The organism is Streptomyces sp. NPDC006923, assembly GCF_040635655.1.
Taxonomy (GTDB): Bacteria; Actinomycetota; Actinomycetes; order Streptomycetales; family Streptomycetaceae; genus Streptomyces.
On sequence record NZ_JBEYIF010000042.1, the window covers coordinates 1 to 14275 of the forward strand.

The 14275-nt window shown below is 68.8% G+C and carries 9 protein-coding genes; 2 read left to right on the top strand and 7 right to left on the bottom strand.

Annotated features, from left to right (window positions below; translation table 11 throughout):
• Positions 1–91: 91 nt before the first annotated feature.
• From ABZ707_RS32910 to ABZ707_RS32925, 4 genes are all read right to left on the bottom strand, one after another.
• On the bottom strand, positions 92–1069 hold the full coding sequence (locus ABZ707_RS32910; protein ID WP_360182476.1) for an ATP-binding protein: 978 nt from the start codon (positions 1067–1069) through the stop codon (positions 92–94).
• 74 nt (positions 1070–1143) lie between these two features.
• Positions 1144–3240, bottom strand: coding sequence for a Mu transposase C-terminal domain-containing protein (locus tag ABZ707_RS32915; protein WP_360182455.1), 2097 nt, complete (start codon positions 3238–3240; stop codon positions 1144–1146).
• A complete protein-coding gene (locus ABZ707_RS32920) occupies positions 3237–3995 on the bottom strand; it encodes a TnsA-like heteromeric transposase endonuclease subunit (protein WP_360182458.1) in 759 nt (252 codons plus the stop codon). Before ABZ707_RS32920 ends, ABZ707_RS32915 begins: the two co-directional genes overlap by 4 nt.
• A 157-nt stretch (positions 3996–4152) precedes the next feature.
• A complete protein-coding gene (locus tag ABZ707_RS32925; protein ID WP_360182479.1) occupies positions 4153–5547 on the bottom strand; it encodes a DNA-binding protein in 1395 nt (464 codons plus the stop codon).
• 192 nt (positions 5548–5739) lie between these two features.
• Between ABZ707_RS32925 and ABZ707_RS32930 the strand changes: the two genes are divergently transcribed.
• Positions 5740–6348: a hypothetical protein gene (locus ABZ707_RS32930; RefSeq protein ID WP_360182461.1), complete on the top strand. Its 609-nt coding sequence runs from the start codon at positions 5740–5742 to the stop codon at positions 6346–6348.
• A complete protein-coding gene (locus ABZ707_RS32935) occupies positions 6345–7766 on the top strand; it encodes a hypothetical protein (protein WP_360182464.1) in 1422 nt (473 codons plus the stop codon). Before ABZ707_RS32930 ends, ABZ707_RS32935 begins: the two co-directional genes overlap by 4 nt.
• A 534-nt stretch (positions 7767–8300) precedes the next feature.
• On the opposite strand, the gene ABZ707_RS32940 is transcribed toward ABZ707_RS32935, so the two are convergent.
• The 3 genes from ABZ707_RS32940 to ABZ707_RS32950 all read right to left on the bottom strand — a co-directional run bounded on the left by ABZ707_RS32940 (position 8301) and on the right by ABZ707_RS32950 (position 13736).
• Complete coding sequence (locus ABZ707_RS32940; RefSeq protein WP_360182467.1) at positions 8301–10169, bottom strand: DUF2813 domain-containing protein; 1869 nt, start codon at positions 10167–10169, stop codon at positions 8301–8303.
• A gap of 156 nt (positions 10170–10325) precedes the next feature.
• Entirely contained in the window at positions 10326–13010 is a 2685-nt protein-coding gene (locus tag ABZ707_RS32945) for a Helicase associated domain protein (RefSeq protein WP_360182470.1), read from the bottom strand.
• 36 nt (positions 13011–13046) lie between these two features.
• Positions 13047–13736, bottom strand: a complete 690-nt coding sequence (locus tag ABZ707_RS32950; RefSeq protein ID WP_360182473.1) for a hypothetical protein — start codon at positions 13734–13736, stop codon at positions 13047–13049.
• Between the last annotated feature and the right edge of the window lie 539 nt (positions 13737–14275).

A 14275-nucleotide genomic window follows, 5' to 3' on the forward strand; every position in this document is an offset into this window, starting at 1 on the left:
CCGACCACTGCTCGTCAGAAAGATCCCCTCGTCCCACACCGAGATCATCACGGCACGGGACGAGGGGATCGGCCAACTTTCAAAACACGCCCTAGCGGCTTCGGGCGCGAGTGTGGGGGCGGTGGTGGGTTTCGGCGAGGTGGTCGAGGCGGATGGTGTCGAGGGTGGTTTTGGTGATGCGTTCGGTGCCGTCGTGGATGGCGGTGATGGCGGCTTGGCGGATGAGTCGGGTGAGGGATCCGATGCGGCCGGCGGTGCGCTGGTGGAGGTAGGGGGTGTGGCGGGGGAGGGTGCCGGGTTTGTGGTGCTGGAGGTCGAGATGGTTTTCGATGTCGGTGATGACGTCGCGGAAGGGTTCACGCTTGCCGTGGCGGGCGGGTAGGGGGCCGCAGTCGACGAGGGTGGCGCGTCCGGCGAGTTGGGCGCCTCTCACGCCGGTGAAGAGGGGGGTGTCGGTGACGTTGATGCCGGCGTAGACGAATGTCGCGGGGAGGCGTTCGCTCAGGTCTTTCAGAAGGTCGGCGGTTTGGGCGCCGGTGGTGGTGCGGGGGTTGAGGCGGTGGATCTCGTCGATCATCACGAGCTGGATGCCGGCTTGGGTGTAGGTGTGGCAGACGGCTTCGGTGATCTGGGTCTGGGTCATGCGCGCGGTTGTGGGGATGCCGAGGTAGCGGGCGAATTCGGTGATGAGGGTTTTCGCGGTGGCGCCGGGCGGGACCAGAACATACGCGACGGGCACTGAGGCGTGCGCTGATCCGGGTGGTGGCGGGTTTTTGCGGGTGTGGGCGAGGTGGCAGGTACGCCCGACGTTCAGGAGCGCGGTGGTTTTCCCGGCTGCGGCGGGTCCGGTGACGATGAGGGAGGGCCGTGCGGTGGTCTGCTGGTGGCGTCCGAGGATCATCAGGGTGCGGACCTGGGTGGCCAGGGTGTGGATGGCGGGGGTGCGGATGGTGACGAACGCGGAGTGGTAGGCCAGGCGTTCCTCCGTACTGCGGGGCCGGTCGCCGGGCCGGGGAGGGACGACGGGGTCGGCGGTGGCGAAGCGGTGCCAGCCCTGCCAGGTGGTCAGCGGCCACGACAGCTCGGCTCCGCCACTGCCGCCGGCACCGCCTGGTGTGCTGCTCGCGCTTGGCGGGCTCGGGTTCACCACTTGTCGGCTTCCTCGTAGGCGTTGTAGAGCCCGAATCCGGCGGCCGGGGCGGGGCTGAAGTCGTCGTCGGGCAGGTCGTCGATGCTGTCGTCCTCGTCCAGCTGCGCCGGGCTGTCGGCGGGTGCTTCGGTGTCGTGGTCCCCGTCGCGTGCTGTGGGGAGCGGGACGTGAGCGGTGCGGGCCAGGAGAGCCTGCTCCGTTGTGGTGGCGTGGCCGCTGTGGACGCGGCGCATGAGCTGGTCGAGGGCATCGGCGAGGCCGGCTTCGTACTGCTCGGCGTCACCGTGGTTGCCGTCAACGGTCTGGGTGCGGATGTGCTGCCAGGTGCGTTCGTCGAAGGGCCGGTGGACGTGGTCGCGGTGGATCCACAGAATCTCGGTGAGTTCACCGTCGGGAAGGCGGACCCAGATCTGGCGCACGTCGTGGGGATTGTAGTGGATCTCCCATTTCCCGCCGCGTCCGGCGACGGGGGATGCCTGGCCGCGGTGCGGGGCGAGGAGGTCCGCGTCGTAGGTGCGGTGGTGGATGCTGATGCCGCCGGGGGTGATGGCCTGCCAGCGCACGGGCAGCAGTTCGAGGTAGTCGCGCCCGGTCAACGGGACGGGGACGTATCCGGCGACGGCGACGAGCGCGGCCCACATCTCGTTCGGGGTAAGGGCCTTCCTGGGCATCATCGGGTGGCGCAGCCCTTCGTGGGGCCGGTGGTGGTAGTGCACCAGCCACTCATCGAGCAGGTCCTGCAGCTGGGCGACGCTGTAGCAGGCGTCTTTCTCGGTGTCGGGGCCGCGGCGGGTGACGTCGGATCCGGTGTAGCCGGGCAGGTGCTGGCAGAACAGGGCGTTGATGGAGCCGAAGGTGCGCTCGACGATGCCCTTCGCGGTGGGGGCGCGGGGCGGGGCCGGCTGGACACTGATGCCGAGGCTCTCGCAGGCGGCGGTGAAAGCCCGGGAGACGAAGACTTTGCCGCGGTCGACGACGATCGTCTCGGGCAGCACGACCGGCCGGGCCGCCGCACCGGCCAGACGCTCGTCCAGCGTGGCCAGCCGCTGGTGGGGGAGTGCGCGGGCGTGGTCCATGCGCAGGATGGCCGGCCAGGTTGGCCTGGCTGGGTGCGGGACGGCCATCTCCGCGAGCAGCAGGGCCGTGTCGACGGCTTTGGTCGCGCTCGGGCACAGCACGGCGGCCAGGATGGAGCGGGTAGCGACATCGACGGCGATGGTCAGCTCGGGCCGGGCCAGGCGCCCGTCGTCGAAGAGGGCCAGAACATCCAGGCGGGTGGTGTCGATCTGGACCTGCTCACCCGGCCGCAGCGCCATGGCGGGGGTGAAAGCCCGCCCCTCGACACTCGCGGGCACCTGCCGCACCGGACCGCTGGGCAGTTCGCCGGGGCGGGCGAGCGTGGTGACGAGCCGGTACAGCGTCGCCTGGGACGGCACGGGCACCGCGCCGGGGCCGTGCTGATCTTCGAGGATCTGGTTGATGAGCGGGAACAGGCCGTTGATGGTGCCCTTGGAGCGCCCGCGCCGGCGGCGCAGCGCTTCACGGACGGCGGTGACGACCCGTTCGTCGGCCCGCCCGGTGGGGCTGGAGGCGCGGGTGGTGCGGTGGTCCAAGAGCCCCCACAGGCCCTGCTTGCGATAAGCGAGCCGCATGCGCTGCACCGTGGTGCGCGACACCCGGCCGAAGCCGAGCGCGGTCAGCTCCTCGGCCTTGGCCTGTTCCCGCTCGGCCAACGTGTGCCGTGCGGGGTCGTACTGCTCACGCACCGCTCCAGTAGTGCCGGGCCCGTCGGGAAGGCCGCATTCGACTTCCCGTACATGCCGCTGCCAGGCCAGGGCCTTCTCGCGCGCCGCGGCGGGGGCGGTCTCGAACAGCCCCCATTGCGGGGCAGCCTGAGGCGCCTCGGTCCCGATGACGCTGAAGCCGGGGTCGGCGAATAGGTACCCGGCGAGTACGGCCTCTCCCCCGCCGTCTGGGCCGATGAGGTGAACGGTCTGCCCGGACAGGGCGACCACCTGCCATCTCACGCCGCGGAAGCGGACCTGCGCGCCGATCTTCACGGCCGGCCGGGCGTTGTGCCGTGCGGTCACCCGGCAACTCCAGTCTTGCCCGGACCACTCCAGCCCGCAGGGCCGACCAGGGCGCGTTCGTGCAGCGGCGTCACCAGGTCTGCCGTCAGCTGTCCGTGCCACAGGGCGTGGAAGACGGCGGGGAGGACCTCGATCGGGTCGCCAGCCGCTTCGGCACCTTCGACAAGCGGACGCGGCCGCGCGAACGCCGCCATAACCGCGGGCCTCAGCCCGGGGCGGCCGGCGTTACGGGGATGGCGGTAGCCGGCCAGCCATTTCAGATTGGCGGCCGACACCTCGTCGAGCGGTGCCAGGCGCCGGTAGGCCCAGCCGGTCTCCTCACACGCCGCGCGCACCGCTTCGGCTGCCTGCACAGCGCGTTCGCCGCCGGCTTCCGGGTGGCTGGGGCAGTCGGCCAGCAGGCCCGTGCCGTCGCGGTACCGGGCGAACAACTGGGGAACCCAGGAACGCACCCGTCCCCGTCCGTCGCGCCACAGCAGCCGTACCGGGCGCCCCGCGAGCCCGGTCACATCGGGGTCGCGGTCCAGGACCGTCAGCTGGGTGCGCATCGCGTTCGACCCTGCGGCCACGTGCCGCCCGGTGGTCGCCGACCACCACAGGCCCGGCCCCCACCGCCGTCCTGGGATCACCGGGAACGCCGACACCGGCGGCAACTCCTCGAACGCCACGGTCATGGCGGCATCCGCCCACCGCTGCCGGACCGCCTGCCCCACCGGATCGAGGAACACCGCCTCGAACCCGTGCCCACGATCCACGGCAACTCGTCCTGCCCGGCCCCCGGACCGGGCCGTTCCTGTGCTGATCACCCGCGTCAGCCAAGCTGTTCCCGCCGACGGGCACCGTCAGTTTCAGGATTTCTGCCACAAACGAGTGCCCTATCAACTAACAGCCGACGCCCCCGTCCCGTCGTCCTCAGCCGCCGTCTTCCGGCTTGCCCGCTGTCAGCATGCTCCTGAGCACCTCGGCGGGCATGTCCGCCCACCGGGCCACCTCCTCCCATGGCACCCCGCCGTTCACCGCCGCCACCGCGGTCCGCTTCCAGGCCGCCTCGATCAGACCGGCGCTGTGACCGAGGCCGCGCAGCAGCTGCCGGGCGACCTCAGCCGTCGGCCCGCTCTGCACCCCGCGCAGCTGGAGCAGCTGTTCCTCGGCACTGTCGATGAGACTGCCGATCCGTGCCCGCTGCTCGGGCGGGACCACCGTCCGCCACATCGTTCCCGAGCCCGGCACCCGTTTCTCCTTGCCGAGCACCCGCAACCGCCCGGCCGTGGTCACCGGCTGATGCTCCCGGCGCAGCCACCAGGGATCGTTGTCGTACCCGGGCGGCCCGCCGGCTCCGCGGCGCAGGCGGATGACGCTGCCCATCCACGCGATCAGCGGACCGCCGTGATCCGTCGCCGCCAACGGCCCCAGCCACACACGCCCCACCCGCTCCCCGAGCCGGCGGCAGAACATCCCGTCGGCGGGCAGCGCCCGCGGCCGCCCCGCACCACTGTCCATCCACACCAGCTCACCCATGCCCGGATCCAGCAGCGCCTCGGCCACCGCCACCACCTCGGGAAAGACGACCGCGTCCCGCCCCACGATCCGCCACCGCTCCAGATCACCCCCGGCGTCACCGCCCGCGACCTGGTGCAGCCGCTGCGGCCAGATCGTCTCCCGCTCCCAGCTGAGGGCCTGATCCCACCACCGTGCCACCACCGCATACGCTAGCGCGAAGACCCTCTCCGGCTCGGCCCCGGCCCGCGCCGCCCGCCGCGCCACCCCGCTCCACCGCCGCTGCGCCGCGGCCATCTCCGGCAAGTGCCGCACGTCCAAATACTCGTGGGGCTGGTCGGCGTCCGCGTCCAGGAGCCACCGCCCGTGCCGGACACACACCCGGGACCAGAACGGTGCGTACCGCACCACCCGCACGACCGTCCCTGTACGCCGGGCGGTGCAGAGGCTGCAGCCGAACGCCACCGGCCCGGCGACCGCACCGCCGATCCGCCACGCCGCCGCCGGCACTCCGCTCTCTTCGGCGGGCAGCTTGGCGTCCTCCTGCCCCCAGGACGGCAACGCCCGCGCCAGCACGCCTTCCTCGACGCCGCACAGACCCGCCAGGAGTTGCCGTCCAGCCGCATTCAGCAGCACCTCGGCGTCTGCCCGACAGGCCCCGCTCTCGTGCTTGGGCTGGTGGTTGCGCCAGTGCCAACAGGACCGCAACGCCTTGGACTCCAGTCCGTAGCGGCTCGCGATGCGGCAGATCAGCGACAGGGTCGTCTCTCCGCGCAGGGGAGCGGTCCGCAGGAGGCCGGGAGGAAGGATCACTCCGCCACGGTCTCGTGTTCGCCGATCAGGAAGGGCGTTTTCGCAGTAGTTCCTTCCGGCCCGCGGCCGTCGTTGGCTCACTTCCCCAAGGCCGCGGCTGCCCCTTCCTGAAGCCAATGCCCCTCTGCATGGCGGGAGATGAGCCCGTTCGAGCATACTGTGATGGTCTGATCGCACTAAGCTACGCCTGTGGTGGTTGGTGAAGACGCTCAGGTGAAGGGCTTCTCAGGGGCCCGGAGAGCCAAGCAGTGGCTCGAGGGCACGATGCGCATCTTCGGCGCGTACGCGAACACGGACTCGGAGTCCTGCGGCCGCCGTCTGACTCTGACGTGGCCGTACGGAGGCCGGACGTTCTCCTTCGATCTGGGCGGCGCCATGCGTGGTGACCCCTACCAGAACGACATGTTCTGCGCAGAGGTCAAGGACTACGCACAGCCGAGCGATCAGGGAACGCAGTTCGACGAGTTCCTCGCCAAGTGCTACGTCGCCGCCCAGGCCCAGCATCATCTCAGCGATCACTTCATGTGGATCACCTGGGCACCGTTCCGTGCGAACTCCTGGTCCGCTCTCAACTCACCCGGCCAGGTGGAGACCGCAGTCCTTCAGCACAGCAGCCGCGTTTTCGGCACCAGCGACACCGAGGAAGCCCGAAAACTCCTGGACGCTGAACTCGCCCGATCGGTCGCCGAACGCCTGTGGCTGATCGTCCTCTCGGACAAGCAGGAAACCCTTCTGCCGCTCAAGGACTGGGCAGCCATCGTCGCCGCTGAACTCACACGCAGAGAGGGCTCGTGGTGAACATCGTCGAACAGTCCATCTCCCAGGCCATGGACGAGCCCGACGACCGGATGATGTTCACCCGGGTCAAAGACATCGTCGCCCGGCACCTGCGCCGCATGGACCCCGGTGCCACCGTCACCAAGACCGAGTTCTTCAACCACACCCACGTCCCCGACATGGTCCTGGAATGGCCCGGCAGACCCCGCACACCGCGCCGCTTCATCTATCTGCGCACCACATCGGACCAACGCGAACTCGAGGACGATCTGCAACGCCTTCCCCGCGCGGACCGGCCGGTGCTTCTGGCTCTCGGCCAACTGTCCTCCGTCCGTCAACAGGGAGATCTCCTCACTGAGCCCGGCAGCAGCACCGCGCTCCTCCTTGACGCATCCGCGCTCGGAGCACTCCAGCCGACTGATGATTCTCCCGGCATCCCTCATCTGGTGTCCCGCTCCGTCCTCGAAGGCGGCCGCGGCACCCTCGACAAAGCGGCGACCGAGGAGTTCTTGAGTACGGTCGTTCAGGGGGCGGAGGCCGCCCGCGCGGGAGAACGCGTCCCCACCCGCGATGCCGTCGACGCCCTCGCCGCGCGGATGACTACCGATGTCGCTGATCGGATGTCAGCCTTCCTCGCCGCCCTCTGGCAGGGAGGCGGATCCACGCTCGCCAGCTTCCCCGCGCCCCAGCGCGGCGTCGGCCATCTCGACGAGACGGCTCTGATGTACCTGCTGGAATCCGAGGACGTTGCCGACGCCGCGTTCTGGAACCGGGTCGTACGCATGATCAGCCTTTCTGTCCTGCTGCGCACCCCTGTTGCCGGCACCGGCAATCTTCAGCACCTGATGCGTGAGGCGATCCGGCTCTGGACCAGCCGTGTCTGCATGATCGTGCCCGGCGTGGCAGACGCGGACATCAGCCCGTGGCGCTGGGCGGTAAAGGCTGGCCAGCTGATCCTGCAGACCCCGCGTTTCCATGTGCTGGTTGCCCAGTCCCGGCGCCAGCTCCCGTCCGGACAGGAACACGATCTGCCCCGCCTCGACGAGGTGAGGAACAGGGCCGACCGCTTCAGTATCCCGTTGACCTCTCTTCGCATGGTCGTGACGGACCGCCACGTCGGATATGGCGGCCCCGGAGACGACATCTCCCACGACGCCCAACTCGACGGCATCAGTGACGCGTTGGGGCAGGCCGAGGGAGTCATTGAGGCAGATGCCCGCATCCCCTCCGGTGAGTCTCTCCAGTGCGTGTTCGGCTCCGGAATCGCCAGCGCCCGCGGCGCACGTACCCAGGTGCCGCTGGACGCCCTCCTCGGCACAACGACACGGCTGCTCTCCGATCTCTCAAGCGACGAAGCCGAGAAGATCACCCAGCTCCTTGGTGCCCCAAGCTCGCCTCCCGACCAGCCATGGAGTCAGCCCAGCTTCGACGACGTATAGGGCTCATGCCAGACCGGCCAGTACAACGCGGGTACCGACAGCACCCGGCCATGCGAGCAACACACCGACGCCCCCTGACGGAGTCGGCTGCGGGCACGAGCGAGAGCACCTCAGCAACTACTGATCAGCGCGCTCGGAAAGCCCGGGTCTCGGCCAGAGCACCAATAGGACGGCCTTGAGGAGCGGTCCTTGGAGACATGCCGGAGAGTTGAATCAAAGGTCTCTGCGGGCCCTTCGCGGCTCTCGTTTCAGACGGGCGATCGGGCGGCAGGGTGATGTCAGTGGTGGCGGGCAGAATGTGGTCAGGGGAAGGAGTGGCGATGTCCACTGATGGGTCTGACCTGCAGATACCTGCGCCCAGCGGTTGCCGTTGGTGTGGGGTCGATGAACGTGAGCACATGCAGCGATGGAAGCCGCCAGTGGGGTGGCACGAGTGGGTCGATCCGACGCTGGAGCAACGCAAGGAGCGAATGAGGGCGCGCCGTCGCCAGCGCCCTTCCGGGGCTGGCGGCATCCAGGCCATGCAGGGACGTCTCAGGATGCTAGCTCTCTGAGCTGTTTGAAGACGCCTCGCAGCTGCTCCGGTACGTCGTCCGGGTCGTCCAAGGCCATGGCCAGCTCATACATCATCTCGGGCTTGCCGCCGGGACCGTTCTCGCTTCGTTCCTGCAGCATTTCCTGGACTGCTCCGCTGAACTTGCCTTCGCCTCGGAGGGCGGCGAAGTCGGCAGGCTGCCAGATGCCACAGGTCTTGGCCCAGATCTTGTTGGCGACGCGTGCCCATACGTCGTCGTGGAAGAGTTCCTCCAGTTCGTTGTACTTCTCCTGCTGCGGGGCGTCATCCTCCGGCTCACCGAGGAACTTCACGTAGCGGCTGGCATGGGAGCCGAAGAACTCGGTGAGCTTGGGGGTCTTGAAAATTCCCTTGCGCACGTTGCGGCTGTCGGCGTCGACGACCAGCATGATCGTGCGCCTCTGCTTGATCAGGTATCGGGCCAGGTGCAGGGCGCCTTCGTTGTTGAAGCAAGCCCACAGAGCGATGCCGGCTGCCTGCAGAGACATGCCTTCGCATAACCGGAACAGCAGTGGGAATGCGCGCTGCTCGGTCTCGCCTTCTACAGCCAGGAAGCAGCGTTCGTGCAGCAGTACCGAGTTCCGCAGGCCGACTGCGGCTGCGATCTTCCCCAGGTGTTCGTCGATGTCATCGCCGAGCAGCCCTGTGCCGAGTCGTTCCACCACGGTGCGGTGGTCCTCCAGCTTCAGGTGCACCACGTCGGAGATGTCGACGCCGTCGATGAGGTTCATCGAGTGGGTGGCAACCAGCACGCTGACGTTGGGGATATCGCTCTGCGTCCGGATCAGTTGCATGATCTTGCGCTGGTGGGTGTAGTCGAGGTGGGTGTCCGGCTCGTCGTACACCACGATCGTCTGCACCGGCGGCGGTTCAGGAGCCTCGTCACCTGTGCTCGTCGTCGGGGTGGTGTCCTGTTCCTCCGCCAGCAGCTCGCTCGTCCATTCCCAGATAGCTAGCGAGACGCGACGGTTGCTGCCCAGCCCGGTGCGATCCAGTCCCACCGCTTCGCCAGCACGGCGTGCGACACGCAGAGGCGCAGCCTTGAACCCCTGCTGAAAGGAAACGTCAGGCTCGACGGAGACCTTCTGCAGGTCCGGACACCGCATCTCGATGTGCTCACACAAGGACTTGGCATCGATGCGCAACCGGTCCTGGACCTCGTCCTCGATGGCGGTGAGCTTGCCCTTGAGGTCTGGATCGGCCATGTAGCTCTGGAATCGGCCGACCAACACGGTCTTGACGGCATCATCAGGCTTCTTGCCGTCGAACGGTAGGTATCGCGGCATGCGCTTGTCGAGACCGGCAGGCACAGCCACCCAGCCGTCCGAGCCGGAGTGTTCACGTCCGTACATACGCAGAGCCTGCTCCAGGTCCGGCTTGCGCATGGAGCTGGGTGAGAGCCCGAACTCCTTCACCAGGTCCCTCAACGCTGGCACGAGAAGCTGAGACAGGTCACGCAGCCGCTCGTCGGCCGGAATCGGCTGCCAGACCTCCAGACGAGAAATCAGGGCTTCTCCGGAGCAGCGCCGTAGCCGAACCTGTGCGGGGAGGTCGAACCGCTCCTGCTCCCAGGCGTCCAGAGTGAACGCCCCCTCGACGCTGCTCTCCTCGCACCGCACCGGCGCCGACTCGACTTCTCCGTCGGCGGTCAGGTAGGTGCGGTCGTCCTCCGCCAGTGCGTGCTCGCCGAGCAGGAAGGCGAGAGCGTCCAGCAGCGCGCTCTTGCCTCCGTCGTTGTGTCCGGCAAGGATCGTGGGCTTCCTGACTGGGACGTCTGCGACCTCGGTCAACGAGCGGAAACCACTCACGCTAAAGCTGTTCAGGTGCACTGCGCGACTGCTCCAATTTCCGCGCCGATGCCCCTTTGCGAGCCCACAGCCTCTGCCAAAGACGCCTGGCACTTCTATCCCCAACCCCAGTCGGCCCATCCTAGAGTGTCCAGCCCAGCACCACCCGCAGTCCCACTCAACCCCACGCGTGCCTCGCTACGCCCACTTGATGCCCAGCTTCCGTAGCGCAGCGAGCTGGTCGGCGGTGAGCTTGTCGCGCCGCGACTTGGTGTTGCTGTACCAGATGCCCAGTTTCACGCTCACCGGCTGCGCCTCGCCGCGGACCGTGATCTCGACGACCGTGCTGCGTGGGACAGGCCTGTCTGTGCCCTCGCGTTCGATCCACTGTGTGAGGGCTGCCAGTCCGCGTTGGAACGCCGCCTGCGCCTTGTTCCCGGTCTTGGCCGCGTCGGCCGGCGCTGTGGGGAGCTCCGCCGGGGCGGCGGCGGTCAGGGGGAGGGTGGCGCCGCGGATGCCCAGGGCGGTCAGTCGCTCGCGCTGCTCGGGCAGGAGCTGCGCCCAGGTGCCCGGTTCCTGTTGTCGCCACCTCCAGGTGCCGATGTCGTCGCCGTCGTAGACGACGCCGGGGGCGATGTAGGGCAGGACGCCGTCGGCGTCGACCAGGTCGGCGAGGACCCGGTAGTGGCGCTGCCAGTTCAACGGCCAGGGGCAGTTCCAGTCCGGGTCGATCGCGGCCAGCTGCTGCGCGCGTTCCGCCGCCCTTTCCGGGTCCTTGCCCAGGCCGCCTTTGCGGCGGAGGTTGGCCATGTGCTGCCCCACCGGCACCAGCCCCTCGGCTTCGCTCTCGCCCCACACCGCGTCCTGTCGGGGTGCCAGGTGCCCGGTGGCCCGCCGGTAGGAGCGCAGCGCGGCCAGCTTCGTTTCCCAGGTCTCTTCGCCGGGTTCCCAGACCATTCCGGCCTCGGGTGCGTCCAGGAGCTCTTTGCGGTGGGGATCGAGTTTTCCGGCGCGCAGTGTCTTGCGCTGCTGGTGCACCCATCGCCCCAGGGGGAAGGCTTTGGTGACGCCGACCTCGGTCTCGGTGTCGTAGGGGACGGCGTACAGGCCGGTGATCGTGTTCTCCTTCCGCCAGTTCCGCAGGGCTTCGTAGCCTTGCAGCCAGGCCAGGGATTCGGGCTGGTAGACCCAGGTGCGCAGGAACGCCGCGATGGTCGCGGAGTCCCGGGGGGAGGAGAAGTGGAGCAGGGCCGACTCGGCGCCGGCGGTGTTGTCGTCCTGCTCCTCGCCCTCACCGCTGCCGGCGCCGACGATCCGCCCGTTCTCATCCCGCTGGAGATGAATTTTCCGCTTGCCGCTGGTGAGAGCACGGGAGGCGAGCTGCTCGACCATGCGCTTGTCGTGGCTGCGCAGGCCCTGGAGGACCGCTACGAGGGGGCGGTAGCTGGCGCTGGCGACCATGCCGGTCGGGTCCTCGCCGGGTTGGAGGAATACCGGCACGATGATCCTGGCCACCTTGGTGGAGTCGTCCTTGTTGGGCCGGAGCGCCCGGCCGATGTTCTGGACGATCTCGACCTGGGAGCCGCGGGTGTCTGCGAAGCAGACGGCCTCGACTCCGCGCTCGCCGGTGATGTCGACGCCTTCCCCGAGCACGCGCACCGACGCGAGGAAGGCGCGGTGGACCCGCCGGCTGTTCGCGTCGATGCCGCCTGCGAACTGGCGGATCTTCTCGCGTCGTTCGGCGACGGTGTGGTCGCCGCACAGCCACGCGGTCCAGACCCGGTCCGGGGGTACGTGGCGGCCTGCCTCCAGTTCGTAGAACTCCGCGTTGAGTGAGGACTTCGGCAGCAGGTCCGCAGCGGCGAGATCCTCGTCCGAGGCGTCGTTGACGTACAGTTCCGCCGCCGTCGCGGGCAGCTTGTCCGCGAACGCGCGGGCCTCTTCGACCTTTTGGTGGAACGTCATGACGGTGCGCAGGTTATGCGCGGCGGCGTGTTCGAGGAGCGCGGTCTGCAGGAGCGCCAGGCGCCGGCCGCGCCGGGCTTCCTCGGACTCCCCGAGAACCGGGGAGGGGTCGCGGATTTCCAGGACGTCGATCTCGAACCCGGCGAGGATCTTGCGTTCGATCGCCTCGCTCAGACCGAGTTCCGCGAGCCACGCGCCGTAGGTGCCGTCCGGGTCGTTGGCCATGGTCGCGATCTCCACATCCTTGCCGTCCTTGCCCTTCTTGGCACTGGGGGCGGCGAGGATGCGCGGAGTCGCCGTGAGGTAGAGCCGGAAGTCCGCCGGGATCCGGGCGTTGTCATGGATCGCCGCCCACGGACGGCCAAGATCACCAGCGGTTCCGTGCGCCTCATCCACGATCGCGAGGTTGAACCCGTCCATCTGCTGCCCGTAGAGCCGTTCCCCGCCCGCCAGAGCGGCCTCCAGTGGCCCGCGAACCTTCCGCTGCCCCATCGGTGCGTCAAGGTCCTCGCGGTCCACGAGAGAGGCGTACGTGGCGAACACGACGACCGGCCCGTGCCCGGCCCACAGAGCGAGCTGGATCGGGTTCGTGGTGGTCCGCACCCCCAGCTCGTTCAGCACCGCGTCGTTCTCCAGCGAGCACACCGCGACCATGGGGGAGCGGTGGCCCACCAGGCGCCACGACTGGGCGGTCTGGGCGAGCAGGTCCAGAGTCGGCACGGTCACGAGGATCCGGCCGTCCGCGAAGCTCTCCAGCGCGCACGCGGCGGCCGTGATCGTCTTGCCCGACCCGGTCGCTGACACGAGCGTGCCACGGGCACCCTGCGGGGGCACAGATGACCTTGCAGGGAATCCCACCCACTTCCTAAACGCGGAGCGCTGATCTACCTGGTGTTCCTTAAGCCGGATCGCTGACATTCCGTTCCTCCCCGAGCGCTGAATTCGTGTGGTGTTTCAGAGGGCCGCGTGCGGAATGCAGGCCGCGCCCAGGTTGTTCCAGATCGACGCATCCGCCTTGTGCCAGCCGCCGGGCTTTCCGTCCTTGAAGGGCGGCTTGTTGTCCACGTCGTAGTGACCGGCATCGAGCGTGCAGACGACGTAGTCCCCATCGCTGTTGACCGTCCGCGCGGTGCACAGACCGCCGGCCTCTCCCAGCGTCTCCAGGACCTGGCGGCGCGCCGTGGTGTGCGGGTGAGTGGCCGGCAGGACGGCTTCCCGGACGTACCTCTCCAGCCGCACCAAGTCGGCCCGCTCACGCCGCCTCACGTCCACGATGTGAACGGTCAGTTCAGAGGCCCCGGCGGACCGGCCGCCGCGCCGAGACCACTCCCGGTCCGCGATGCCCACCAGGGCCTCGCTCACGGCCGTCACACCGGTGTCCCAGCCGTCTTCGAACTCAGGGCCATGAGGGCGCGGCGCCATGCTGTCCAGCTCCACCACCTGGCACTGCGCCCCAGCGACCGCCCCGGCCTCCAGCGCGGCCACCAGGTCGTCCGCCTTGCTCGCGGGCACCCCCTGCGCCTTCAAGAGCGCGAACAGCCGGAGCCGGGCATTCACAGCCGCCGTCTGGTACTGCGTCACCCGGCGCAGAGAATCGCTGCTCAGCGCGGGATCGGGTTCGGTAGATTCGTGGTGACCGGACATCTGCGGTCGTTCCTCTCGGAATTCTGGGGAGGTTTCCGGGCGGTTGGGGGTGTCCTGTGTTTCCGCCAACGGTACATGCTGCATCAACCGGATGCGCGCGGTACACTAGAACCCACGCGAACGAGCGACCCCCACCCCTGTAGCCGGCCCGGCCCGCGCCAGCGGGCCCCAACGGTTCTGGAGGCGCAGCCGGAAGGACCGTTAGGCGGGGGAGCGCAGCGGACCAGCCCAAGTCTGAAGCGAAGCGAAAGACCCTCTTGCTAGGGGCTCCGCCCCTAGCAACTCCGGGAGCGCAGCGGACGGAGTGTCAACCCGATGGCGCAGCCATCGGGTTGGGTGGGCCGCGGAGCGGCCCACCAGCGCACCCGCGGAGCGGGTGCGCAACACCCGGGCGAAGCCCGGGTGTTCGCTTGCACATCGCGCAGCGATGTGGTACCCGCTCCGCGGGTCCAGCGACGGTGCGCAGCATGGTGTTGTCCTTCCGTCTGGGCGCGGGAGGCGCCCGTTCAGAGGAAGGTGTCCCTACGCGGGGTGCGTCA

Coding starts and splice junctions, on each gene's coding strand:
- ABZ707_RS32945 (WP_360182470.1), bottom strand. CDS start 13,010: ATGTCAGCGATCCGGCTTAAGGAACACCAGGTAGATCAGCGCTCCGCG.
- ABZ707_RS32950 (WP_360182473.1), bottom strand. CDS start 13,736: ATGTCCGGTCACCACGAATCTACCGAACCCGATCCCGCGCTGAGCAGC.